Origin of the sequence: Mycobacterium sp. (genome assembly GCF_019247615.1) — a bacterium.
In the GTDB taxonomy this organism is placed as follows: domain Bacteria; phylum Actinomycetota; class Actinomycetes; order Mycobacteriales; family Mycobacteriaceae; genus Mycobacterium.
In genome coordinates this window covers 1-20961 of the sequence record NZ_JAFBAT010000078.1, presented here as the reverse complement: position 1 = coordinate 20961, position 20961 = coordinate 1, and the positions used below count along the sequence as shown (strand labels likewise).

Genomic DNA, 20961 nt, shown 5'->3' with positions numbered 1-20961 from the left:
CGCTGCCCAGGCGACGTATCCGTCGGGCCGAAGCAGCAGCGCGGCGGCGGGTGGGTCGGCGGCGGTTGCGCGGACGATGTCGATGCGATCCAGCCAACCCTGCGCCGTGGCGCGGACGCCGCCGTCGTAGTCGAGCAGGACCGGGCGGGCGTCGTGCAGCAGCTCGGTGACCCGCCGGCCATCGTCGAGGCTGAGTTCGGGCACGGGCCAGCCGGACAGCGGGTGGTCGTCGCCCACGTCGTACCGCACGTCGTTGCCGGCCAGCAGCCTGGCCATGTGCCTCGCGACGTCGGGCAGGGCGAAGAGCTCGCCCAAAAGCGTTCGCAGCGCGGCGACTTCGGGGCCCGGCGCCATCAGCGCGGTCTGGGCCATTGACTGCATCATGACGCGCTCGCCCACCGGGTGGCGCTCCGACTGGTAGGTGTCGAGCAGCGCAGGGGGAGCCCACCCGTTGATCTGAGCGGCGAGCTTCCAGCCCAGGTTCAGGGCGTCTTGCAGTCCGAGGTTCAGTCCCGGCCCGCCCATGGCGCTGTGCACGTGGGCGGCGTCGCCCAGCAGCAGGACCCGTCCGTCGCGGTAACGTTCCGCGTGCCGGGTGTTCTGCCCGTTGATCCGGCGAAGGGCATGTGGCCCAGGGCCTTTGGGTTCGCGGAGCGGGATGTCGACGCCTAGGACGCGGCGTGCGCTTTCGCGCAGTTCGGCCAGGCTCATCGGTTTGTCCTCGACCGGCGGCGAGAATTCGATGGTGCCGAACAGCGAACGGCCCGGTTCGAACTCGGCGTAGATCACCCCGCCGGTGTCCAAGCGCGTGTGGCCGAACCGGAGCGTGCCGAAACCGGGGATGTCGATGCCGCCGTCGGCGCGGCGTAGCTCGTCGGGTATCTGCACGTGCGCGAGCCGTCCGACGGTCCGTGACGTGTGGCCCGGGAAGTCGATGCCTACGGTTTTGCGTACCAGGCTCCGCCCGCCGTCGGCGCCGACGAGGAAGCCCGCTGCGATGCGGTACTGGCGCTCGGGGGAACCCACCATCACCTCAACGGATTCGGTCCCCTGGCGTAGGCCGGTGAGTTCGTGTCCCCAGCGCAGTTCCACCCCGAGGTCGCGCGCCCGCTTCTCCAGCATCCGCACCAGGCGCGGCTGTTGCATGGGCAGCGCGTACATCGGATTGTCGGGCATGCCAAGGAAGTTCAGGGTCATGGCCGCGAAGATCCAGCCGTAGGAGGGCTGCGGCGGGTTGGGGTCGCCGGTGAACTCCCGATACAGCCCACGCATGTCGAGCATCCGGACCACCTGCCCGACAAGGCCGTTGGCCTTCGGCTCCGGACTCGGCCCGGGTAAGCCATCCAACACGACGGGCCGGATCCCCGCCAACGCCAGCTCGCAGCCCAGCATCAGCCCGTTGGGACCGGCTCCGGCGATGACGACGTCGGCGTGTTCGTCAGCCACGGTGGGTCTCCCTGCGTCTCGCAGGGTCGGGCAGGCCCACGCTGACCGCGGCAAAGCCCTCGCGGATTAATCGAGTGATCGCCACCGGGGGGTCGGCCCGTACGTAGGCCTCCGCGGCCGCGTCGCCGACGGCACGCACCACGGCCACCACCAGCCGCGGATACAGGTCGCGCTCGGGGTCGGTGCCGGTGCGTTCGGCGATGACCTCCAGCCACTCGTCAAAGATCCTCTGCGGCAATGCATTACGCACTTGCGGGTTCATCAGCAACTTCCGGGCTTCCAGGAGCTCCCGGCGGCTCGGAATCAGGTCTTCGTCGCCGAGTTCCTCCTCCAAGGGCTCCAGGGCGGCGTGCGTGATCGACGTCCATAACGGCTCGTCGGCGGGGCGTCGCTTGAGCGCTTCCAGGCTGCGGCGCAGGCGCTCGGTCTGCCGGTAGGCGAGCGCCTCGTACTTGCCGTTGAAGTAGTTGTTGAACGTGCGCAGTGACACCCCGGCCCGGCCGGCGATCTCGTCGCGGGTTACGTTTTCCAGCCCGCGTTCGAACGCCAGGCTCAGCGCGGCGTCGCTGAGCGCGCGCCGGGTATCGGCCTTCTTGCGCTCGCGCAGCCCGAGGGACGGGTCGGTCACGCTGACCAACGTACGGGAAAATTGCACGGTGGGCAAGATTGCCTGCTAGGCAAGGTTTAGCGTTTGCCCCATTCCCAGGGCGGCGTGGTCAGCAGGCCCTGGCCGGTGATGCGCGTCTCGCCCCATTCCTTGTACAGCTCGATCTCGACCGTGTCGTCGCCGGTGGCCTCCAGTAGCGCGCGCGAATGGGTGACCACCACGACCTGGGTCTGAGCGGCGGCGGCGCGGATCAGCGACGCGAGCGGTCGCACCAGCTCCGGGTGCAAGGAGGTTTCGGGTTCGTTGAGCACCATCAGCGACGGCGCCTGCGGACTGAGCAGCGCGGCGGCCCACAGCAGGAATCGCAGTGTGCCGTCGGACAATTCGGCCACCCGCAGCGGGCGCAGCATGCCGTGCTGCGTCACCTGCAGGTCGAACACGCCGTCGTGCACGGCGACCGAGACCGTCGCGCCGTCGAAAGCGTCGGCGACGGTGCGGGCGAGGTCGTCGAATCCCGTCTCGATGATGGTCTGGATCGCTGCGGCGAGGTCGTGGCCGTCGTCGGACAGCACCGGGGTGCGCGTCCCGACCTGCGGTTGCCGCGCCGGCGCCCCGGCGTCGACACGGAACCCGTCATAGAACCGCCAGCCGCGTAGCCGCTCGCGGACGGCCGCGAGTTCGGGCAGCGCGTGTGGGTTCGCGTACTCGGCCAGCACGCTGCGATACGACGGCAGGGACCGCGTCAGCTCGTCGAACCCGCGGCCCGCGTCCGAGCTGACCTCGGCGAGATTCCGGGTGCGGCGCACCAGTGTGGTTCCGGTCCGCAGCACCGGACCGGCGAACACCGCTTCCCGCTTGATCTCGGGATCGCGGCCGAAGGCAGACGCGATTCCCGCCATCTGCGGAATGCCGAGGTCCACCAGGTAGCCGAAATCATCTGCGGCAAAGCCCAATTCGAGCGACAGCGGCCGGGTGTGCACGGTGCCCTGGGCCTTGCCGGTGCGCCGGGCGCCGCCCAGTTGCTCGGGGCCGGCCCACAGCACCGACTGCAGCCCGCCCTCGCGGGCGAGCGAGCCGATCACCTCGCCGCGGCCGCAATCGGCCAGGAGCCGCAGCGCCCGGTATAGCGAGGACTTGCCGACGCCGTTGGATCCCGTGACGATGGACAGCCGACCCAGCGGCACGATCACCTCGCGCAGCGAGCGGTATCCGCGGATGGCAACCGTCTGCAGCATCGAGCGCGCTACTCGTCGTCGGCGGCGTCGAGCAGTTGGACCTCCTCGAGGTCCATCTCGTTCTGCAGCTCGCGCAGCACGATGTCGTCGATGAGGTTTTGGTTGCGCAGTGCGGTGATCTCCCGCCGCTTGTGTTCGAGCACGCCCAAGCGCACCCGTCGCACCTTTTCCTTGCCCTTGACCAGTCGGTGGTTGGTGGATTCGTCTTCGGTGGCCTTGACCAGTGCGGCCTTCTCCTCGTATTCCTTGCGCAGCCGCCCCAGTAGCGCCTCGCTGATGCCGACTTCGTTGCCGACCACCGGCAGCGCCTCGAGGGCCGCTTGAATGCCCCGGCAACGGGCCATTTCCAGTTCCTGGACGTAGGTGAGGTCGTCGGGCATCTTGGCCCAGCGAACCACGGCGGGCAGCGTGCTGCCCTGGACCAAGACGGTGACCAGGATGACGAAGGTCACGATGAAGATCAGCAGGCTGCGGTCGGGGAAGGGCGTGCCGTTCAGTGTGGTGGCCGGAACGGCGAGCGCCGCGGCGAGCGACACGGCCCCGCGGAATCCCGCCCAGGCGATCACGAAACGCTGACGCCACGGGGCGCGGCGCTGACGCTGGGCCTCCCGGCGGTCGATGAGGCGAATCAGGCCGGTGGTGATTTCGCCCCACACGATGCGCGAGACGATCACCACAGCGGTGACGGCGAGGGCGATGTAGGCGGCGTGGCGAAGGCCCCCGTCGACGTGGGAGATGCCGTGCAGCGCGCCCGGGATCTGCACGCCGACGAACACCCACAGCGAGCCGTTAAGCAGGAAGGTCGCGATGTCCCAGAACCCGAAGGCCGCCAGGCGGGAGCGGGCTCGGATTACCACCGGTCCGGCGTAGGCGAGGACCAGGGCAGAGACCATGACCGCGACCACGCCGCTGCAATCGAATGCCTGGGCCAGCAGGAACGCCGCGAACGGCGTCAGCAGGCTCATGGCCCCTTCCTCCTGCGGCGCGTCGATTCGCTTGCGCGCCAGCACCACCAACCCACCGACCAACAGGCCGGCGGCGATGCCACCGAGGTAGGAAATGATGAACCGGCCACTCACTTCGAGCGGGCTGATGGCGGATCCGCCAATGGCCACCGTGACGCTGCCGGCGAACAGCACCAGCGCGGTGCCGTCGTTGATGAGGCTCTCCGCCTTCAGCACGGTCAGCTGCCGGCGCGGCAGCTTTTTCGCCAGGCCGGCGACCGCGGCGGCGTCGGTGGGGGACAACACGGCGCCCAGGACGCCCGCCGCGTGGGGGTCCATGCCCATCGATCGTGCCGTCCACGACACCGCCGCAGCGGTGGCGATCACCAGCGCGATGCTGAGCAAGACGATGACGCGCGCGTTGGCGCGGATCTCGCGGAAGCTGGTATTCATGCCCTCCCAGTAGAGGATCGCGGGCAGGAATAGCAGCAGCACGACCTCGCCGTCGACGTGCACGTGGCCGAAACTGGGGATGAGGCCCAGCAGGGCGCCGAGCGAGATGAGCAGCACCGGGGGACCCACGCGGTAGCGCCGGCCGATGACCGTCCCCACGATGACGGTGGAAACGAGCGCGACGATCAGGACGAGGCCAAACACCTGCCCATCCTGCCGGACGGGTACGACTTGCGCGGCTTGGGGATTGAGTGCCCAGGACTCAGGCGAACTTGGCCGCCCGCTTGTTCACAAACGCGTCGATGCCCTCGCGGCCGTCGGCGCCGTCGGCGCACGCAGCGATCAGCCGGCCCTCGATCTCCATCTGCTCCTCGAGGCCGTTGCCGAAGGACGTCATCAGCAGCTTCTTCACCGCAGCGCTGGAAGCCCGTGCGGCCGAGGCCATTTCGGTGGCCCGGGCGTCGGCGCGCGTGGCCAGCTCGTCGTCGGGCACCACCCCGGTGACCAAACCCCACTGCGCGGCCTCCTGTGCCGAGAGCCGCCGGTTGGTGAGCATCAGGTCCTGGGTGCGGCGCACGCCGATGAGCCGCGGGAGATAGAACGACGAGCTGCCGTCGGGGCTGAGGCCCGCCCTGGTGTAGGCCATGGTGAACGACGCGGACTCGGCGGCCAGCACGAGATCCCCGATCATCGCCAGGCTGAAGCCCGCCCCCGCCGCCACGCCGTTGACGGCGACGATCAGCACCGCGTCCATCCGCGCGAACGTCGAGATCGCCCGGTGCAGGTCGTCGGCGAGGCGCTTGACGAATCGGCCCGGACCCAGCGGCGAGGCGGCCATCGCCTTCAGGTCGCCCCCGGCGCAAAAGAACCGTCCCGCGCCGGTGAACAGCACCACCTTCGTCTCCGGGACGTCGCATCGCGCCGCCGCGTCAACCAATTCGCGGGCCAGCGCGTCGTTGATGCCGTTGGCGGCGTCCGGCCGGTTGAGGACGATCCGTGTGACGGGTCCGGTCTGGTCGAAGGTGAGCGTGTCGTAAGTGGTCATCACCTAACAATCGCAGCAGCAGTCGTCGCAGCAACAGTCGCAGCCCTCGCAGCAACACCAGCAGCCGGGCCGGTGGCCACATCGGCGCGCCGCATGGCGCGCAACGGGCAGCGACCGGCCCTCCGGCGCGATGGTTGCCCGAGCGACTGCGCCTCGACGAGCAAGGAGACCACCAACCCGTCGTGGTTGGTGGCGATCCGCGCGAGCTGGCCGTAGTCGTCACGCAGCGCCAAGCACAATCCACACAACTGCGCCCGCCATGCGGCGGCCAACTCGCCGCCGAGCCGATGACGGCAGGGCCGGATGATGCCAAACACGCACAGAAGCTACCCGAGGCTCAGCAAACGCACGCTGCAAAACGCCGAGTGGGGGCGTCGGCGCGCCGCGTCGCGAGGCCCGGTAATTCGGCCAGCGGGAATCGGGCCGCGGGCCATAATAGGGGCGATGGCTTTCGTGAAGCTCAGGTTTTTTGTGACCGTCGCGATGCTCGTTTCTTCATTGGTGCTGGGCTGCACGCTTCCGTCCCGGAACCCACCGTCGGACAAGATCCTCGAGGTCTCCATGGATGACGTGCTCACGCAGAGCGTCATCACGCAGGACGTCACGATGGGTGTCGGCAACACGCTGACCGTGAAGTTGGGCTCGAACTACTCCACCCCGTACCGGTGGGCGATCGACACTCATGTCGGCGATCCGACGGTGATCAAGCAAACCGGTCACCGCTTTGTGCAACCCACCACCGACGCGCGGGGCGCGCCCGGTACCGAGGTCTGGACGTTCGCGGCACTGAAACCCGGATCGACGACGATCACCACCTCATACACCAGCATCGTGGGCAAGGACGTCAAACCGGCGTGCACCTACACGGCCAAAGTGACGGTGCAGTAACCGTTTCCGGAGATCCCGACAACGTGTTGCGACAACCGAGGGAGTTGCCGTTTCGCGTTTAGCCGGTGTTTTTATCGCGCGGCAGGAAGTGTGCGTCCAATGTCATTGTGGAAGCGGACCAAATGCCCTATTTGCGGCTCCGGGGACCACCGAAAATCGGTGAATGAGCGACATCGACAAATGGGATCGCGGCCTGACCGAGCACGTCGTCGACCTGACGCGGCCAATCGTCAAGCGCTATTTCCGTTCCGAGGTCCGCGGGCTGGACAATATCCCACCCGGCGCTTCCCTGGTGGTGTCCAACCATTCCGGTGGCCTAACGTCTTTCGACCTGTCAGTGTTCGCCGTGGACTATTACGACAAGTACGGCTACGATCGCCCGCTTTATGCGCTTGGGTTCGACACGATATTCGCCGGGCCGGCCGGTGAATTCCTCAACCGCACCGGAGTGATCCGCGCGACGCGCGAGAACGCGGCGAAGGCCTTGGCCTCCGGTGCCGTTGTTCTGGTCTTCCCGGGAGGCGATTTCGACGTCTACCGCCCGAGCTTCCGGCAAAACGTCATCAACTTCGACGGCCGAATCGGTTACGTGCACACCGCCATGGAGGCAGGGGTACCGATCGTGCCCGCGGTATCCATCGGCGGACAGGAGGGCCAGTTGTACCTGAGCCGCGGCACCTGGCTTTCGCGTCTGCTTCGGCTCAACAAGTTTGAACGCAAGCACTTCCGAACCGACATACTGCCAATAACTTTTGGCTTGCCATTCGGCCTGAGCGTCCTGGCGCCCATCAACGTGCCGCTGCCCACGAAGATCGTCACCGAGGTGTTGCCGCCGATCGACATCGGGGCCGAGTTCGGCCCGGCCGGCGCGGTCGAGCATGTCGATGCGCTCGTGCGCGGACTGATGCAGAAGGGTCTCGACGAGCTGGCCGCCGAGCGCCGCTTCCCGATACTGGGCTGACCGGGTCCTGACATGGCGTCCTGAAATGGCTAGGCCGGATGCAGCATCCGACCGGTGACGCGTGCCGAGAGCGGGCCGGGTGTCAGTCGCCCGAAGGTTGCCGTCATACGGTTTCGCCATCCGGGCACCACGACCGCCCGGCCGCGGTCCAGCCCGCGGAGCCCGGCCGCGACGACGGGTTCGGGCGCGGCGAGGTGCCGGTAGACGGCGGTGTGGGAGACGTCCGATCCGAGCGCGTCGACGAACCCGGTGCGGGTGGGCCCCGGACACAACGCTGTCACGGTCACTCCCGTGCCGCGGGTCTCCGCCCACAGCGCCTGGCTAAGCGACAGCACGAACGCCTTGGAGGCGCCGTAGGTGGCCTGGTAGGGGCCGGGCTGAAAGGCGATGGTGGAGGCCACATTCAGGATGCCGCCGCGGCCGCGGGCCAACATCTCGGGAAGCACCGCGTGGGTCAGTCGCACCAGAGCGTCGATGTTGACGGCGACCAGTTCGTGCTCTCGTTCGGCATCGATCTCCGCGAACCGGCCATAGGTGCCGAACCCCGCGTTGTTCACCAGCACGTCGACCTTGCGGTCGGCCAGTTGGGCGACGAGGCCGTCGACGCCCGTGTCGGTGTCCAGGTCGCCGACGACCAGTTCAACGTTCTGATTGATCCGGTCCGCCACCGCACTTAGCCGGGTCTTGTCGCGGCCCGCGAGCACCAGGCTGTGGCCCCGTCCGGCGAGTTGATCGGCAAAGATTGCGCCGAGCCCGGAACTGGCTCCGGTAATCACTGCCCATGACATCTCTAAACTCCTTGGTTTGTAAGACGTTTCACGGCCGGCCTGACGGCCAGGGCATGGCTGACGAGGCCGATGGCCGCGCCGAGGATGGGCCATATCGGCCAGAAGTAGGAGGTGCCGGCTGCTGCCCAGACCGCGAGGAGGACTGCGGTCAGTGCGATGTAGGCGACGAGGTGAATGCGCACGCCGTTGCGAGCCGCGGCCGCTCGGGCCGCGCGCCGGCGGGGATCGGCACGCCTCAGGCGGTCGATCGGCAGGTCCGCGAGGAGTTTCTTCAGCTCCGCGACGGTGCGCGTTTGGAACGTGGTCTGCATCCGTCGCTCGTACTCGTCGAGCTCCAGGTAGCCCTGCGACAGCGCCTGGTCCAAGCGCGCCGCCGTTTTGTTGCGGTCTCGGTTGCCCACGCGGTAGATGGCGAGTTCCTGGCTCATTCCCTATGTCCTTCCCCAGCTCATGTGAATAGTATTAACATAGCTGACAATGTTAATGTCGTCAACATGGGAACGCGGAAGGCGCCCGTGCCGCGGCGCGAGAGCTATCACCATGGGGACCTGAAACGGGCGCTGATCGGCGCGGCGCTATCGCTGGTCGCCGAGAAAGGGCCGAAGGGCTTCACCCTGACCGAGGCGGCGCGGCGCGCCGGGGTGAGCGCCGCCGCGCCGTACCGGCACTTCGCCGACAAGGCGGAGCTGTTGGCCGCCGTCGCCGAACAGGGGTTTCACGAACTTCATGCCGATCTGGTCGCGGCCGGTGATGTGGCATCGGGACCCAAGGCCGGGGTGATCGAGCTCGGTCGCGCGTACGTGCGCTGGGCCGTTGCCCATCCGGATCACTACCAGGTCATGTTTGGTGCCGAGAACGTCAAAGCCGACCATCCCAGCCTGGCGCTCGCCGCTGAACAGGCGTTCGGTGATTTGCTCGACGCAATCAGGCGGTGTCAGGAGGCCGGGATCGTCGAGGGAGAGGATCCGCGCGGTGTCGCCGCGCCGCTGTGGTCGCTGGTGCACGGCGTCGCCTCACTTGTCATTGGGGGCGAACTTCGCGCGGTCGGCATTCAGCAGGACCCGGTGGCGATGATCGCGGACGTGGTGGCCAGGGTGCTCGGTTAGCCTAGGCCACCTCGGCTTGGCGTTGCGTCGCGTAGACATTGGCCAGGAATTGCTCGACGGCGATCGCCGTGTGCACCGCGCGCGCAGAGCCGAAAATGTCGAAAGCGTGTTGCGTCAAAGGCAATTCGGCGTACACGACGGGCTGCTTGCTGACTTGCCGCATTTTGGTGACGAATGCGCGCGCCTGCTCGACCGGCACCAGGGAGTCGTTGCGACCGTGCAGGATGAAGAACGGGGGAGCGTCGGGGCCCGCGTGATGTATCGGTGACGCGTTGACAAAAGTCTGCAGGTTGGTCGAAGGGCGTTGCTTGATAATCGATTTGACGAGGAGTCCGGGCATCATCGGATGCATTGCGTCGTCGAATCGGGTGAAGTCATAGACGCCGTAGAAGGGCACCGCGGCCTGCACACGGGTATCGGCGTCTTCGAATCCCGGCTGGAACTGCGGATCGTTGGGTGTCAGGGCCGCCAGCGCGGAAAGGTGGCCGCCGGCGGATCCACCCGTAATGGCAATGAAGTCGGGGTCACCGCCGTATTCGCTGATGTGTGCCTTCACCCAGGCGAGGGCGCGCTTGACGTCGACGATGTGGTCTGGCCAGGTGTTGCGTGGGCTGTGCCGGTAGTTGATGGCCACGGAGATCCACCCCAGCTCCGCGAGGTGGCTCATCAACGGATGGGCCTGTCCCCGTTTGTTTCCCGTCGTCCAGGCACCGCCGGGGATTTGGAAGAGCACCGGCGCCTTGCCGGTGGGCTCCAGATCGGGGCGTCGCCAGATGTCGAGGTGGTTGGCGCGGCCGTACTCGCCGTAGCTGATGTCGGAGTCGTGGGCGTAGTCGCTATAAATGCGCAGCATACGCAGCACGCCGGGGGTCTTGGCGGTGCCGGCGCCCTCCGGCCTACGCCATAGGTTGGTTGAGTCGGTGCGGCGGCTCGTGCCCAGCTCGTCGTCCAGCGCCTTGGTGAGCTGAACATCCGCCTTGTGCCCCGCACGATTGAAGTTGAGCAGGCCCGCCGCCGAGGCCGCCGCGACCACCCAGGCGATCGCCCGCACCGGAACGGTCAGGCGGCGGCTCGTCAACGCCAGCCCGCCGAGCTGGCTTACGAGTGTTTGCAGCGGGAGCTCGGTGACCACCATGCCGAAAAACCACGAGAAGATCGACGGGTATCCGCGGCGCGCCATGGGTCGATACGCGTTGAGGGTCGACGCCGCCGTGATTGCCGTGACCATCAGCGACGCCAGCTGCCGGATGGTGTGGATGATTCGGGCTCTCCGCATTGGCTCACCATACGAGGCTGGCCGCCTGGGAGGATGGGTGACTCGCGGCTCGCCCTGGAAGCCGCCGACGAACGGATATCGATGATCTAACCGACAGCTGCGGGCTGTCCGGATCGCCCTAGACTCCGGCTTGATGGCCAACGTCACCCTCGATGGACAAGAGCGCCTCGAGCTCTGTTGTTTGTTCGACCGGCTGGGCCCGTCCGCGCCCACGCTGCTCGACGGCTGGAATGCTCACGACCTGGCCGCCCACCTGGTGTTGCGAGAATACGATCCGATTGCCGGTCCTTGCCTCGTACTGCCCGGTCCCTTCGGGCGGTTCGCCGAACGGCGCAGGGCCAGATTGGTGGACAGCAAGGACTTCGCGTGGCTCGTTGAGCGGGTCCGGTCGGGGCCGCCCGTCGGGTTCTTCCGTATCGGATGGGTGCGTGGTTTGGCGAATCTCAACGAGTTCTTCGTCCATCACGAGGACATTCGCCGGGCCAATGGGCAAGGGCCGCGGAGCCTTACACCCACGATGGATGCCGCCTTGTGGCGAAACGTACGCCGCGGCGGCCGGTTTCTGAGCCGGCGGCTGCGTGGTTGCGGGCTCGAGATCGAGTGTGCCGGGACCGACGAGCCGCTGACGATTCGACCGGGCTCACCGGCTGCCCGACTCAGCGGTCCGCCGGGCGAATTATTGCTCTATATGTTCGGGCGCCAAGCCGCGGCGGAGGTGGAAGTGAGCGGACCGCCAGAGGCCGTCGCGGCGGTGCAGCACACGCAGTTCGGTATGTGATCGCATCGGAGTTCACGTATCTCGGGCACCCCTGGCGAGATCGACACCCTCATGGATGTCCCGCCCAAATAGAACATCGGGATTGAGGATCCCGGCAGGATCGAAGCTCTGTTTGATCCGCCGCATGAGGCCGATCTTGACCGGGTCCTCGAGTTCGAGAAAGTAAGGTGTCTTGGCGCGGCCAAGCCCGTGCTCGCCGGAGATCGCCCCGCCCAATTCCATTGCTAGCGCCAGGATGTCGGTCATCAGCTGCTTCTTCTTGGCCGGATCCTTGCAAATGATCGCCAGGTGCACGTTGCCATCGCCGGCGTGCCCGCAACCGGCCGCCGCGCCGCCCGCTGCCGTCGCCAGGCCGCGCGCGGCGGACAGGAACTTTGGCATCGAGCCACGCGGCACGACGGTGTCGATGATGTCGTCGGCGCCGATCGCCTTCGCCGTCCAGAATGCCTTTTCGCGGGCCTCGATCAGCCTGCGCGCCGCGGCACCCTCGAGCACATAAGCGTCGACGGCACCCAGCTCGACCAGCAGTTCGCCCGCCCGCTCGGCATCCTCGTCCAATCGCTCGGCAGTCCGGTTTTCAAGGGCGACAACGAGATACGCCTGACAGCTGTCGCGCACGGTCTCGGCGATGCCCAGCTCCAGGCTTTGGATATGGACGAGAGCGGCCATCGTCATGTTGTCGATGTATTCGAGGATGTAGGGCGCGAGCCCGCTGGCCAGCACCTTGGGCACCGCCTCCATCACCTGGTCGAAGTCAGCGAACGGCGCGAGCACGGTGGTGTTATAGGCCAGCCGCGGGTGCAGCTTGACGATCACCTCGGTGGCGAGGGCCAGGGTGCCTTCGGAGCCGACGATGAGCTGAGTCAGGTCGTAGCCGGTGGACACCTTGGCCATCTTGCCGCCGGTGCGGATGATCTCGCCGGTAGGCAGCACCGCCTGCAAACCCAGCACGTTGTGGCGCGCGATGCCGTATTTGACCGCGCGCATCCCGCCGGCATTGGTTCCGACGTTGCCACCCACGCTGGAGGACAGCTCGCCCGGCTGAACCATGTAGCTCAGCCCGGTGTCGGCGGTCGCGGCGTCCAGTTCGGTCAGCGTCACCCCGGGTTGAACGACGGCGACCTGGTTCGTCGTATCGACCTCGAGGACCGCGTTCATCCGCTCAAACGAGATCACCAGGCCGTCCGCGCGCGGGATCGCCGCGCCCGACAGGCCGCTGCCGGAGCCGCGGCCCGTCACCGGGATGGTGTGCTCGCTGGCGGCTTTGAGCAGCTGCGAAACCTCTTCCGCGGTGGCCGGTTTGGCGACGTACGCCGGCTTCTGCGGCGCCGTCGTCAACACCTCGTCGTGCCAGTAGTCCTCGGGGATCGCGTCGCCCGTCAGCACGTGGTGCTCGCCGACGATTTCGGCAAAGAGCGCCGCCGGGTCACTCATTGAGGCTCGTCCAGCAAGCGCAGCGGGTGCAGGCCGTCGACCGCGCCGACGAACGGCGGGTGGATGCTGTAGCCGAGCATGCGTTGCAGGTCTGGCGAGAGCGTTCGCGCCATGTCGCGCGGGATCGACAGAGTGAAGGCCTCCATCGGCCGCAGCCACGGTTGGCAGTATTGGGCGGTGATGGCGAGCCGCGCGTGGTCGGTCGTGTTGGCGCCGCCGCCGTGCCACAGGGTTCCCACGAAAAAGACGCAGGAGCCGGCGGGCATGACGACGGGTACCGCGGGATCGTCCGGCCCGGGCGGGCGCCTGCCCCAGCGATGGCTGCCGGGCAGCAGCACCGTGGCGCCGTTGTCGGCGGTGAAGTCGTCGATCGCCCAGATTGTCGCGGCGGCCAAGGGATCCCGCGGGCGAGGGATCGGGTAGAACCCGTCGTCGTGGTGAGGCAGCTGCGCCGACTCGCCCGGCTGAATGTTGATGGCCTGCAACGCCGAAAGCAGGTAGTTGGGCATCAACAGTCGATCCAGGACCGCCAGCACGCGCGGATGGTCGACGAGCCGGTCGCACACGCGGGTCCTGCTCAGCACGCTGTAGATGCGTTGGGTGCGCCGTCCTTCGAAGGAGTTGCGTCCGGTGTGGCCGAGCCAGGGCGTGACGGTGTCGCGGATCTGCTGACACTCGTCGACGCCGAGCAGGTTCTCCCAGATGACGTAGCCGTCGCGGTCGAGGGCTTCCATGTCGGCGTCGACGATCGCGGGGTCGACGGACGCGCCGCTGCTCGGTCTCCATTTGTGCCGGCCCGCCAGATCGCTTTTGAGGTCGTCCAGCGTCGTGACCGGATCGTCGTCGATGCTCATACCCCGACCCTGAACCCAACTTGACCAACTGGTCAAGTAATCGACCGCGGGCGTTTTTGACCTGCACCTGGACCAATGAGGCAACGACCCACCCTTTTGCGCGCATTTCTGACGAGTCAACGCGGTCGACGATGGCGGCCGTCCTCGAAACCATGTTCGACCACCGCGGCGCTCGCCGCGCTTGGCGTTGCCTGATGTGGCCAGGTAGCTGAGCTACGTTTCAGTTTCGGGATGCTTGGCTATGCCGCAGTGGAAATGTCAGCAGTTCAGCGGGTGCGGATGGACACGCAGCTCCACGGGACGAATGCACACGCCCAGGGCACAGATGGCGTGCTCGCACCGCGGGGCGGGCTTCTGGTGGGCGGCCGCTACGAGGTGCGGGGTCTTCTCGGCCGCGGTGGGATGGCCGAGGTATGCGACGGCTGGGATGTCAAGCTCAACCGCCCCGTCGCGATAAAGCTCCTCTATCCGATGGCAGCGGTCCGGCCCGAGAGCCGGCTGCGGTTCGAGTCGGAGGCGCGGGCCGCCGCGCAGCTGACCGGTCGGCACGTCGTGGTGATCCACGATGTCGGGGAGCATGACGGGCTCCCATTCATCGTCATGGAGCGGCTGCCGGGAGTCTCGCTCGCCGACCACATCGCGCGCGGACCGCTGCCTCCGGCATTCGTGCACGTCGTGCTCTGTGGCGTTCTGGACGCCCTGGCCGAGGCGCATAGCCGCGGCATCCTGCACCGCGACGTCAAGCCCGGCAACATATTGTTCACCGCCACGGGTGAACCCAAGCTCGCGGATTTCGGGATCGCCAAGACGGCAGGTGCGGTCTCCGGGTACACCAAGACCGGCGAAATCATCGGCAGCATGGCCTACATGAGCCCCGACCGGCTCATTGCCAAGCCAGCCACGGTGGCCGACGACTTGTATGCGGTCGGCGTGGTGGGTTACGAGGCGCTGATCGGGCGACGACCGTTCCCACACGCGGAACTAGGCCCCTTGGCGCACGCCATCCTGCACGACACCCCACCGCCCTTGGCCGCCCAGCGCCCGGATGTGCCACCGGGCCTCGCCACCGCGATCGAACGTGCGATGGCGCGCGACCCGGCATGGCGGTTCGGCGACGCCCATGAGATGCGAGCAGCGCTCGACGCGCCTATCCGGCCGCCGGTTGCTGTTCGCCCCGCGACCCGGGTGATGGAGGCACCACCGCCCGCGCTGCTGACGTATACGCCCACAGGCGCCGGATTAGAGCACCACCACTCCCGGCGCAAGCTCTGGCTTGCGGCGATCGCCGCCCTATTCATCCTGGCGTTGATGCTGTTCATGCTTTTTTCCCCGTTCTCGACACCACCGCCCGTGCCCGCCACGACCACCACGCCGTTGCCGCCACCGACGACGACCGCCCTCGCCACCACAACACCCAGCAGCACCGACGAGCCGCCGCCACCAGCGCCGCCGCCGGCTCACCACCCGGGTCCGGGCAAAGGCAAGAAAAGAGGCTGAGACCGGCGCGCGATCCACTCGGCTCGCCGTCGACTGCGCCGGCTGACCCGACGCGTCGAACGGTTTACCCGGCCTGCTGCGCCAGCGAAGCCGGACGATTCTCGACTACCCCATACCGACCTTCGAGGGGATCGGCGGGTGCATGTTCGTGTCGCCAGGCTGCGGATTCCGCGGAAAACCGCGGATGGGCTGGCTGGGGGTGCTGCTGGCGTTGATCGAACCTGTCCAGCCGGTGCGCCGGCGTGACACCGATCAACATCATCTTCCAGAGTTCGCGAATGAAATTGCTTGGCGTGCGCTGTAATTCCGGGCGGCCGACGTAGCGGCGCGCGATGGTCAGAAAGTCCTCGGGTTCGACGCCGGCGACATCACGCACATGGGTCGTCGGCCCGCCGACCTCCCAGGTGCCCAGCGCGGTTTCGCGTAGATAGTGGCGCAAACCGGACTGGGTGAATAGATCGAAGCCGAGCCGTTTTTCGTACACGTGCAGGGCCTTCATGAACATCCACGGCGGGATATCGATGTGGCGCACACGCCGGCCCAACGCCTCACCGATCGCGTCGGCAATCTCGACTCCAGTAAGCAGCGTCGGCCCGGTAGGGCGGTAGGCACGCCCGTCGTGGCGGTGCGGGTCGAGCAGTGCTCCGACCGCAACGCGGGCGATGTCCTCGTTGGACGGCGGGGCATTGCGGCCGCCGCCGGTCGGCATCGGCAACACGCCGAGTTGCGTAGCAACCGGGAGCAGGTTCAGGTAGTTGTCGGCGAAAAAGCCGGGGTCGACCGCGACGTGAGCAGTGTCGGGCAACAGTCCAAAAAGCTTGTCGGCCAGCCATTGCTGGCGGGTCATCAGCGACGGATGCTCGGGGCTGGCCAGCCACTGCCCCAGAGCCACCACCGCCTGCACCCCTGAGCGTCGCGCCGCCACGGCGAAGGCGACGGCGCTGTCGAGGACGTGCGGGTGGTAGGGCGGGTTGAAAAACACCCGGTCCACCCCGTCGACCGCGGCGGCAACCTGCCGAATGTCGAACATGTCGCCGACGACGACGTCGGCGCCCAGGGCTCGTAGGTGAGCGCTGCGGGCGTCCTCGCGATGGACCAGGGCCCTGGTGGGCACGCCCTTCTCCAGCAATTGGGCGGCCACCGCGCCGCCGATCTTTCCTGTGGCAGCGGTCACCAGCACGCGTGAGTTTGTCATCGGATTTCCTTTGCTAGTTGGGTTCTCGGGCCAGTGGCAAAATGTGACCACTGGTTACATTGCAGTATTGACCTTAATGTGACCGTTGTCAACATCGCTGCTGGCGTGCGATTCTTGCGGGCATGACCGCCAGTGCCGACGCCGAGCGCCGTAAGTCCTATCACCACGGCGCGCTGAACTCCGCGTTGGTCGAGGCGAGCATCGCGCTGGCCCGCGAGGGTGGACCCGACCGGGTTGTTCTGCGCGAAGTGGCGCGGGCGGCGGGGGTGTCGCACTCGGCTGCTTACCGGCATTTCGCCGACCGCGAGGCCCTGCTGGCCGAGGTGGCGCGCTATGCGCGCGGCGAGCTCGGCGCGGAGATGCGCCGACGCGTTGCGCGCGCCAAAGGTCCCCGCCAGCGGCTGCGTGCGGTCGGCACCGCCTACATCGACTTCGCGTTGCGTGAACCAGGACTATTCCGCACCGCGTTTACGTCGCATCCCGCGACCTCGTCCGTCAAGGAGGCGGAGGGTGATGCCGATCCGTTCCACATCCTCGGTGAAGTGCTCGACCAGTGCCAGGCCGGCGGGCTGCTGAGCCCAGATCGCAGGCCAGGAGCCGAGATTGCGGCGTGGTCGGCGGTGCACGGCTTGGCGAATCTCCTGCTGGACGGGCCGTTGCCGCGAACCGCGGCTGGCGTCGCATTCGCGCGGCGGCAAGTGTTGGAGCTCATCGAGCAGGGATTGCTCAGCGGCGGCTCGTCCTGATTACTTTGCCGCGGTGGCCTAGCCAAGGCTGTGGATTGCGGCGATCGTCGCTGTGGTATCGGTTTCGGCCACTCCCAACGGAATTCGTCATCCGCGTCCGCTGCGCCGTCGACAACCTCATGCGGCCCGCTGCGACGCGGGAAATCCCCCGCGGCGGTGGTGCGAACGGCCCCGTCGCTCGCTGTCGTTTGCCAATCCGGGCCAAGTATGCGGCGGCCGGCTAAGAGCTGATCTCTGCATTCGAATCCGCCGATTTGACTCGCCCGGTGAAGGTGACCGGCAGCTTGGCCAGCCCGGTCATGCTCGGGTTGCCCAGGTATTGACGGACGCCGCTTTTGTCGACCTCATAGTCGGGAATGCGGTCGAGCACCGCCTTGACCATCACCTCGGACATCAGGCGGGCCAGGTGCGAGCCGATGCAGCGGTGCGGTCCGAGACCAAAGGCCAAGTGGCGGTTGGGGGTTCGATCCAGGATGATCTCGCCGGAGCGGTCGAATTCGTTCTCGTCGTGGTTGGCGGACAGCCAGCTGATGACGACGCGGTCGTTTTTCCGGAGGTGCTGGCCCTGGAGCTCGACGTCGCGGGTCACCGTGCGACTCAGGGTTTGGTTGACGGAGAAGTACCGCAGGAATTCGTCGGTGGCGGTGCGGTAGAGCTCCGGGTGGTCGATGAGCTGCTGGCGCAGCTTCGGGTGGGTGCCGAGGTGCAGGAGGGTGAGCGCGGTCTGCGACGTGGTGGTGTCGACGCCGCCGGCGATGAGGTTCCAGAGGACGTTGAGCAGCTGTTCGTCGGTGAGGCGCCGGCCCTCGAAGTCGAACTGGATGAGGAAGCTGGTCAGGTCGTCCTCCGGCTTGGCTCGTCTTGCGGCCGCGTAGTCGAGAACGCCCTGCATCATGGCGGGGACTTCGGCGATGGCGTTGATGTATTCGTCGCTTTCTTGCGGGACGGCCATCACAGAGTGGAAGAGGTTGGCGTAGAGGTGCCAGTTGTCGTGGGGCAGGCCCATCAGCTTCATGGTGAGGATGGCCGGGACGGGGCTGGCGTAGTCGAGCACGAGGTCCATGTGTCCGTGTTTGATTCTGTGGTCGAGGAACTCGTGTGCTTTCTGTTCCATGAATGGCTTCAGCTTTTGGACGGCACCCGGCGAGAAGAAGGGGGCCAGGGCGTGACGTAGGGCCAGGTGGTAAGGGCCGTCGATCTCGCCGATGCCCAGCGCCGGTTGGCCTTCGGGCCGTGGGACGCCCATCTCGCCCTGATAGTCGACGCCATCTTCGGCGTTGGGCTCGTATTTGTGGGAGAAGGTGGCATCGTCGCGGGCCGCTTGGCTGACGGCGTCGTAGCTGCTGAGGTACCAGAATCCGCCGTAGTTTTGGTTCCACGCGACCGGGCATTGCTGGCGGAGCTCGGCGTTGATGGCCAGCTCGTTGAGGTTGAAGTCGTCCGAGTGGTGGTCGAAGTCGACGATGGCGTCGGCGCTGACGTCGGAACGGGTTGTCATCTGGAAGTCCTCCACCGCGACGAGAGCTCGGCTTTTTACACTATCTTTGCATTATTACGCTCGTGGGTTCCGTCGAGAAAGGCCGCGATGAGCAGTCACCGGACGACCTTCAACCATGTCGGATTGTGTGTCTCCGATCGCGAGCGCTCGCGGCGGTTCTACGAGAACGTGCTTGGGTTTCAGTTCTGGTGGGAGCTTGATCCGCCCGACCGCCCGACAGCGCAGCTGGTGCAGCTTCCCGAGCCGCTCGGGGTGCATGCGACCTACTTGGTGCGCGACGGGTTTGTGCTCGAACTCATGGACTACTCCAAGCGTCAAGTTCACGCCGGGCCGCAGCGTGTCATGGATCAGATTGGGCTGACGCACATTTCGTTTTCGGTGTCCTATCTCAACGGCGCATTGAAGAAGGTCGAGGAGTTCGGGGGAGCGGTGGTTGAGGGGACGGTGACCGAGGCGATGGCCATGGTCCGCGATCCGGATGGGCAGTTGTTGGAATTGCTTTCGGATGCGTGGCTTTCCGCTCTACCGCCGCGGCACTAGAGCCAGATCGCGACGGGCTATTTCGGTCTCAGCGCAATGGCGCAGATTTGTCGTAGGATAGCGACATGGTTACGACAAGACGGGCTGACCTGCCCGACCTTCTGCGCGAGGTCAACGACGCGACGGCGCTGTTGCAGCGATCCGCGTCGGTACCCGACCGGGCGATCGAGATCATCGACGGCTTCGACTCGGCGCTGGACGCCGCGACCCTCTCTGGCGCCGGGTCGGACCCGCGCCAGGCGGCAGCTCTTTGGCAAGCGGCGCTGCGCGCGCAAAAGGCGCTGCGCAGCGACGACGACAAGCAGAGGCGTCGCGACGTGCGGGTGGCGCTCGAACAATTCCGTCAGGTGCTGCGCGACATGGTCGAAAACCAGTCCTACGGCGAGGATTCGCCGGTCCGCGACGTGCTTGTGTGTACGGTCAAGACGCTGGCCGCCCCGCAAAAGACGGTGGCCGGGATGCTCGGGGTGTCGGTCCGCCAACTCCAACGCTGGCTCGCCGATGAGGGAGCCGCGCCGGCCGGGGACGATGCCGCACGGATCCGTGTGGTCGGGCAGTTGGTCAATCAGCTGCGCCACGCGTTCACCGGCCCGGGCGTTGTCGCCTGGTTCGCCCGGCCGCATCCGGTTCTCGGCCGGCCGCCGGTCGAACTGCTCGATGATCCGCTGGCCTACCCCCGGCTGATCAGCGCCGCTAGCGCGGCCCGCGCCCAGACCGCATGAGGTACACGGTATTTCGACATGCTGCATACGACACGCCCTGGCGGGCGCTGCCCACTCCCGGGCAGGGACGTTTCCACCGGCCTGGACAGGACATCGTCCAGTATCTGAGCCTTCACCCGCTTGGCCCGGCGGCCGAGATGCTGCGCCACAACGTGGGCCCCGACGGGGACCCCGACGAGGTTCTGTTGAACCTGTGGACCGCAGTCGTCGACGTCGACGAGGTGACGCGAATCGATTTCGATGATTGCGACGCATACGACCTCACGGCCGACGAACTCGTCGGCGAGGACTACCGACCGACCCAGGCCCTCGCCGCCGCCGTGCAGGCAACGGGCGCGACCGCCATGGTCGCGCCCTCGGCGGCGCTGCCGGGCACGCACAACCTGATGTTGTTCGGGGTTCGGTTCCTACATCCGTATCTGTGGGTGCCGCTGATGGATGAGGAGATGCCGACGGGACACCTCACCGACGGGGCGCGGCCGCCCGCCGAGGTGGCCGCCCACGTCCGATGGCGGGGCACCGCGCACAAGGCGGCCGAGCAGTGGAAGGCCACCGGCAGCTACGACCTGTTCGGGGATCCGGTCGCCACCCGTTGACGCGAGCACAAGCGGCCGCTCGTCACGTGCGCCCCGTCTCTTTGAGAAGTTCTCGGTAGGGAGCGCCTTGCGACTCGAAGGTTCGTTCCGATTGCCACTGGCCGGAATTCGAATGCTCCGCAACGCACGACCGAGATCGTCGTTGGACCAGCCGGCGGGTATATCACTTACGATCTGAAGAGCAATTCGAGCGTCGTCAGCCAGCTCGGCGCTACCAGATAGCCGGTCACGAAGGACGGCGGCCTGGGGCTCACTGACAATCCAGGGACTGCCGGGATCAACCTGTTCGGCGTACGCGAGACCCGACGCCGTCAGCTTGAACTTGCGCTCGTCCTCTTCCAGCAGATCAAGC

At 66.9% G+C, this 20961-nt stretch carries 22 protein-coding genes; 9 read left to right on the top strand and 13 right to left on the bottom strand.

Features of this window, described 5'->3' with window-relative positions:
* From JO059_RS05445 to JO059_RS05420, 6 genes are all read right to left on the bottom strand, one after another.
* The coding region (locus JO059_RS05445) for an FAD-dependent monooxygenase (RefSeq protein WP_293315089.1) at positions 1 to 1446 on the bottom strand (1446 nt) is incomplete at its 3' end.
* Positions 1439 to 2074: a TetR family transcriptional regulator gene (locus JO059_RS05440; protein ID WP_293315088.1), complete on the bottom strand. Its 636-nt coding sequence runs from the start codon at positions 2072 to 2074 to the stop codon at positions 1439 to 1441. The genes JO059_RS05445 and JO059_RS05440, both read right to left, overlap by 8 nt.
* A gap of 56 nt (positions 2075 to 2130) precedes the next feature.
* Positions 2131 to 3288: an AAA family ATPase gene (locus tag JO059_RS05435; RefSeq protein ID WP_293315087.1), complete on the bottom strand. Its 1158-nt coding sequence runs from the start codon at positions 3286 to 3288 to the stop codon at positions 2131 to 2133.
* A gap of 8 nt (positions 3289 to 3296) precedes the next feature.
* Positions 3297 to 4889 carry a Na+/H+ antiporter gene (locus JO059_RS05430; RefSeq protein WP_293315086.1) on the bottom strand — a complete coding sequence of 531 codons (1593 nt, stop codon included), beginning with the start codon at positions 4887 to 4889 and terminating at the stop codon, positions 3297 to 3299.
* Positions 4890 to 4947: 58 nt separating this feature from the next.
* On the bottom strand, positions 4948 to 5730 hold the full coding sequence (locus JO059_RS05425; RefSeq protein WP_293315085.1) for an enoyl-CoA hydratase-related protein: 783 nt from the start codon (positions 5728 to 5730) through the stop codon (positions 4948 to 4950).
* On the bottom strand, positions 5730 to 6047 hold the full coding sequence (locus JO059_RS05420; RefSeq protein ID WP_293315084.1) for a DUF5685 family protein: 318 nt from the start codon (positions 6045 to 6047) through the stop codon (positions 5730 to 5732). Before JO059_RS05420 ends, JO059_RS05425 begins: the two co-directional genes overlap by 1 nt.
* Positions 6048 to 6183: 136 nt before the next feature.
* On the opposite strand from JO059_RS05420, the gene JO059_RS05415 reads away from it, so the two are divergent.
* Both JO059_RS05415 and JO059_RS05410 read left to right on the top strand, forming a co-directional pair.
* Complete coding sequence (locus JO059_RS05415) at positions 6184 to 6618, top strand: protease inhibitor I42 family protein (protein ID WP_293315090.1); 435 nt, start codon at positions 6184 to 6186, stop codon at positions 6616 to 6618.
* 163 nt (positions 6619 to 6781) lie between these two features.
* On the top strand, positions 6782 to 7579 hold the full coding sequence (locus JO059_RS05410; RefSeq protein ID WP_293315083.1) for a lysophospholipid acyltransferase family protein: 798 nt from the start codon (positions 6782 to 6784) through the stop codon (positions 7577 to 7579).
* Positions 7580 to 7608: 29 nt separating this feature from the next.
* On the opposite strand, the gene JO059_RS05405 is transcribed toward JO059_RS05410, so the two are convergent.
* Both JO059_RS05405 and JO059_RS05400 read right to left on the bottom strand, forming a co-directional pair.
* Positions 7609 to 8367 (bottom strand): SDR family oxidoreductase, encoded by a 759-nt coding sequence (locus JO059_RS05405; RefSeq protein WP_293315082.1) that lies wholly within the window; start codon positions 8365 to 8367, stop codon positions 7609 to 7611.
* A gap of 2 nt (positions 8368 to 8369) precedes the next feature.
* Positions 8370 to 8795, bottom strand: coding sequence for a DUF1707 domain-containing protein (locus JO059_RS05400; RefSeq protein ID WP_293315081.1), 426 nt, complete (start codon positions 8793 to 8795; stop codon positions 8370 to 8372).
* Between the two features lie 66 nt (positions 8796 to 8861).
* Here JO059_RS05400 and JO059_RS05395 point away from each other — a divergent pair, with 66 nt between their 5' ends.
* Positions 8862 to 9473, top strand: a complete 612-nt coding sequence (locus JO059_RS05395) for a TetR/AcrR family transcriptional regulator (protein WP_293315080.1) — start codon at positions 8862 to 8864, stop codon at positions 9471 to 9473.
* Position 9474: 1 nt separating this feature from the next.
* On the opposite strand, the gene JO059_RS05390 is transcribed toward JO059_RS05395, so the two are convergent.
* Entirely contained in the window at positions 9475 to 10749 is a 1275-nt protein-coding gene (locus JO059_RS05390; protein ID WP_293315079.1) for an alpha/beta hydrolase, read from the bottom strand.
* Positions 10750 to 10882: 133 nt separating this feature from the next.
* On the opposite strand from JO059_RS05390, the gene JO059_RS05385 reads away from it, so the two are divergent.
* Positions 10883 to 11527 (top strand): TIGR03085 family metal-binding protein, encoded by a 645-nt coding sequence (locus JO059_RS05385; RefSeq protein WP_293315078.1) that lies wholly within the window; start codon positions 10883 to 10885, stop codon positions 11525 to 11527.
* A gap of 12 nt (positions 11528 to 11539) precedes the next feature.
* On the opposite strand, the gene JO059_RS05380 is transcribed toward JO059_RS05385, so the two are convergent.
* Positions 11540 to 12961 (bottom strand): FAD-binding oxidoreductase, encoded by a 1422-nt coding sequence (locus tag JO059_RS05380; protein ID WP_293315077.1) that lies wholly within the window; start codon positions 12959 to 12961, stop codon positions 11540 to 11542.
* Positions 12958 to 13815, bottom strand: a complete 858-nt coding sequence (locus tag JO059_RS05375; RefSeq protein WP_293315076.1) for a phytanoyl-CoA dioxygenase family protein — start codon at positions 13813 to 13815, stop codon at positions 12958 to 12960. The genes JO059_RS05380 and JO059_RS05375 overlap by 4 nt, the downstream gene beginning before the upstream one ends.
* Before the next feature lie 255 nt (positions 13816 to 14070).
* On the opposite strand from JO059_RS05375, the gene JO059_RS05370 reads away from it, so the two are divergent.
* Positions 14071 to 15312 (top strand): serine/threonine-protein kinase, encoded by a 1242-nt coding sequence (locus JO059_RS05370; RefSeq protein ID WP_293315075.1) that lies wholly within the window; start codon positions 14071 to 14073, stop codon positions 15310 to 15312.
* Positions 15313 to 15376: 64 nt separating this feature from the next.
* On the opposite strand, the gene JO059_RS05365 is transcribed toward JO059_RS05370, so the two are convergent.
* The gene (locus tag JO059_RS05365; RefSeq protein ID WP_293315074.1) at positions 15377 to 16507 is read right to left on the bottom strand and encodes an NmrA family NAD(P)-binding protein; all 1131 of its coding nucleotides are present in this window, start codon (positions 16505 to 16507) and stop codon (positions 15377 to 15379) included.
* Positions 16508 to 16629: 122 nt separating this feature from the next.
* Here JO059_RS05365 and JO059_RS05360 point away from each other — a divergent pair, with 122 nt between their 5' ends.
* Entirely contained in the window at positions 16630 to 17253 is a 624-nt protein-coding gene (locus JO059_RS05360; RefSeq protein WP_293315073.1) for a TetR/AcrR family transcriptional regulator, read from the top strand.
* Between the two features lie 220 nt (positions 17254 to 17473).
* Here the strand turns inward: JO059_RS05360 and JO059_RS05355 are convergent, their stop codons facing one another.
* Positions 17474 to 18751: a cytochrome P450 gene (locus JO059_RS05355; protein ID WP_293315072.1), complete on the bottom strand. Its 1278-nt coding sequence runs from the start codon at positions 18749 to 18751 to the stop codon at positions 17474 to 17476.
* An 87-nt stretch (positions 18752 to 18838) separates the two neighbouring features.
* Between JO059_RS05355 and JO059_RS05350 the strand changes: the two genes are divergently transcribed.
* The 3 genes from JO059_RS05350 (at position 18839) to JO059_RS05340 (ending at position 20609) form a co-directional block, all read left to right on the top strand.
* On the top strand, positions 18839 to 19291 hold the full coding sequence (locus JO059_RS05350; protein WP_293315071.1) for a VOC family protein: 453 nt from the start codon (positions 18839 to 18841) through the stop codon (positions 19289 to 19291).
* A 65-nt stretch (positions 19292 to 19356) separates the two neighbouring features.
* The gene (locus JO059_RS05345; protein WP_293315070.1) at positions 19357 to 20013 is read left to right on the top strand and encodes a hypothetical protein; all 657 of its coding nucleotides are present in this window, start codon (positions 19357 to 19359) and stop codon (positions 20011 to 20013) included.
* Positions 20010 to 20609, top strand: a complete 600-nt coding sequence (locus tag JO059_RS05340; protein WP_293315069.1) for an RES family NAD+ phosphorylase — start codon at positions 20010 to 20012, stop codon at positions 20607 to 20609. Before JO059_RS05345 ends, JO059_RS05340 begins: the two co-directional genes overlap by 4 nt.
* Positions 20610 to 20961: the final 352 nt, after the last annotated feature.

Excerpts from the sequence above, each read along its gene's own strand:
- JO059_RS05435 (WP_293315087.1), bottom strand. The coding sequence starts at position 3,288 with ATGCTGCAGACGGTTGCCATCCGCGGATACCGCTCGCTGCGCGAGGTG.
- JO059_RS05425 (WP_293315085.1), bottom strand. The coding sequence starts at position 5,730 with ATGACCACTTACGACACGCTCACCTTCGACCAGACCGGACCCGTCACA.
- JO059_RS05410 (WP_293315083.1), top strand. The coding sequence starts at position 6,782 with ATGAGCGACATCGACAAATGGGATCGCGGCCTGACCGAGCACGTCGTC.
- JO059_RS05405 (WP_293315082.1), bottom strand. The coding sequence starts at position 8,367 with ATGTCATGGGCAGTGATTACCGGAGCCAGTTCCGGGCTCGGCGCAATC.
- JO059_RS05400 (WP_293315081.1), bottom strand. The coding sequence starts at position 8,795 with ATGAGCCAGGAACTCGCCATCTACCGCGTGGGCAACCGAGACCGCAAC.
- JO059_RS05395 (WP_293315080.1), top strand. The coding sequence starts at position 8,862 with ATGGGAACGCGGAAGGCGCCCGTGCCGCGGCGCGAGAGCTATCACCAT.
- JO059_RS05390 (WP_293315079.1), bottom strand. The coding sequence starts at position 10,749 with ATGCGGAGAGCCCGAATCATCCACACCATCCGGCAGCTGGCGTCGCTG.
- JO059_RS05385 (WP_293315078.1), top strand. The coding sequence starts at position 10,883 with ATGGCCAACGTCACCCTCGATGGACAAGAGCGCCTCGAGCTCTGTTGT.
- JO059_RS05380 (WP_293315077.1), bottom strand. The coding sequence starts at position 12,961 with ATGAGTGACCCGGCGGCGCTCTTTGCCGAAATCGTCGGCGAGCACCAC.
- JO059_RS05375 (WP_293315076.1), bottom strand. The coding sequence starts at position 13,815 with ATGAGCATCGACGACGATCCGGTCACGACGCTGGACGACCTCAAAAGC.
- JO059_RS05370 (WP_293315075.1), top strand. The coding sequence starts at position 14,071 with ATGTCAGCAGTTCAGCGGGTGCGGATGGACACGCAGCTCCACGGGACG.
- JO059_RS05365 (WP_293315074.1), bottom strand. The coding sequence starts at position 16,507 with ATGACAAACTCACGCGTGCTGGTGACCGCTGCCACAGGAAAGATCGGC.
- JO059_RS05360 (WP_293315073.1), top strand. The coding sequence starts at position 16,630 with ATGACCGCCAGTGCCGACGCCGAGCGCCGTAAGTCCTATCACCACGGC.
- JO059_RS05355 (WP_293315072.1), bottom strand. The coding sequence starts at position 18,751 with ATGACAACCCGTTCCGACGTCAGCGCCGACGCCATCGTCGACTTCGAC.
- JO059_RS05350 (WP_293315071.1), top strand. The coding sequence starts at position 18,839 with ATGAGCAGTCACCGGACGACCTTCAACCATGTCGGATTGTGTGTCTCC.
- JO059_RS05345 (WP_293315070.1), top strand. The coding sequence starts at position 19,357 with ATGGTTACGACAAGACGGGCTGACCTGCCCGACCTTCTGCGCGAGGTC.
- JO059_RS05340 (WP_293315069.1), top strand. The coding sequence starts at position 20,010 with ATGAGGTACACGGTATTTCGACATGCTGCATACGACACGCCCTGGCGG.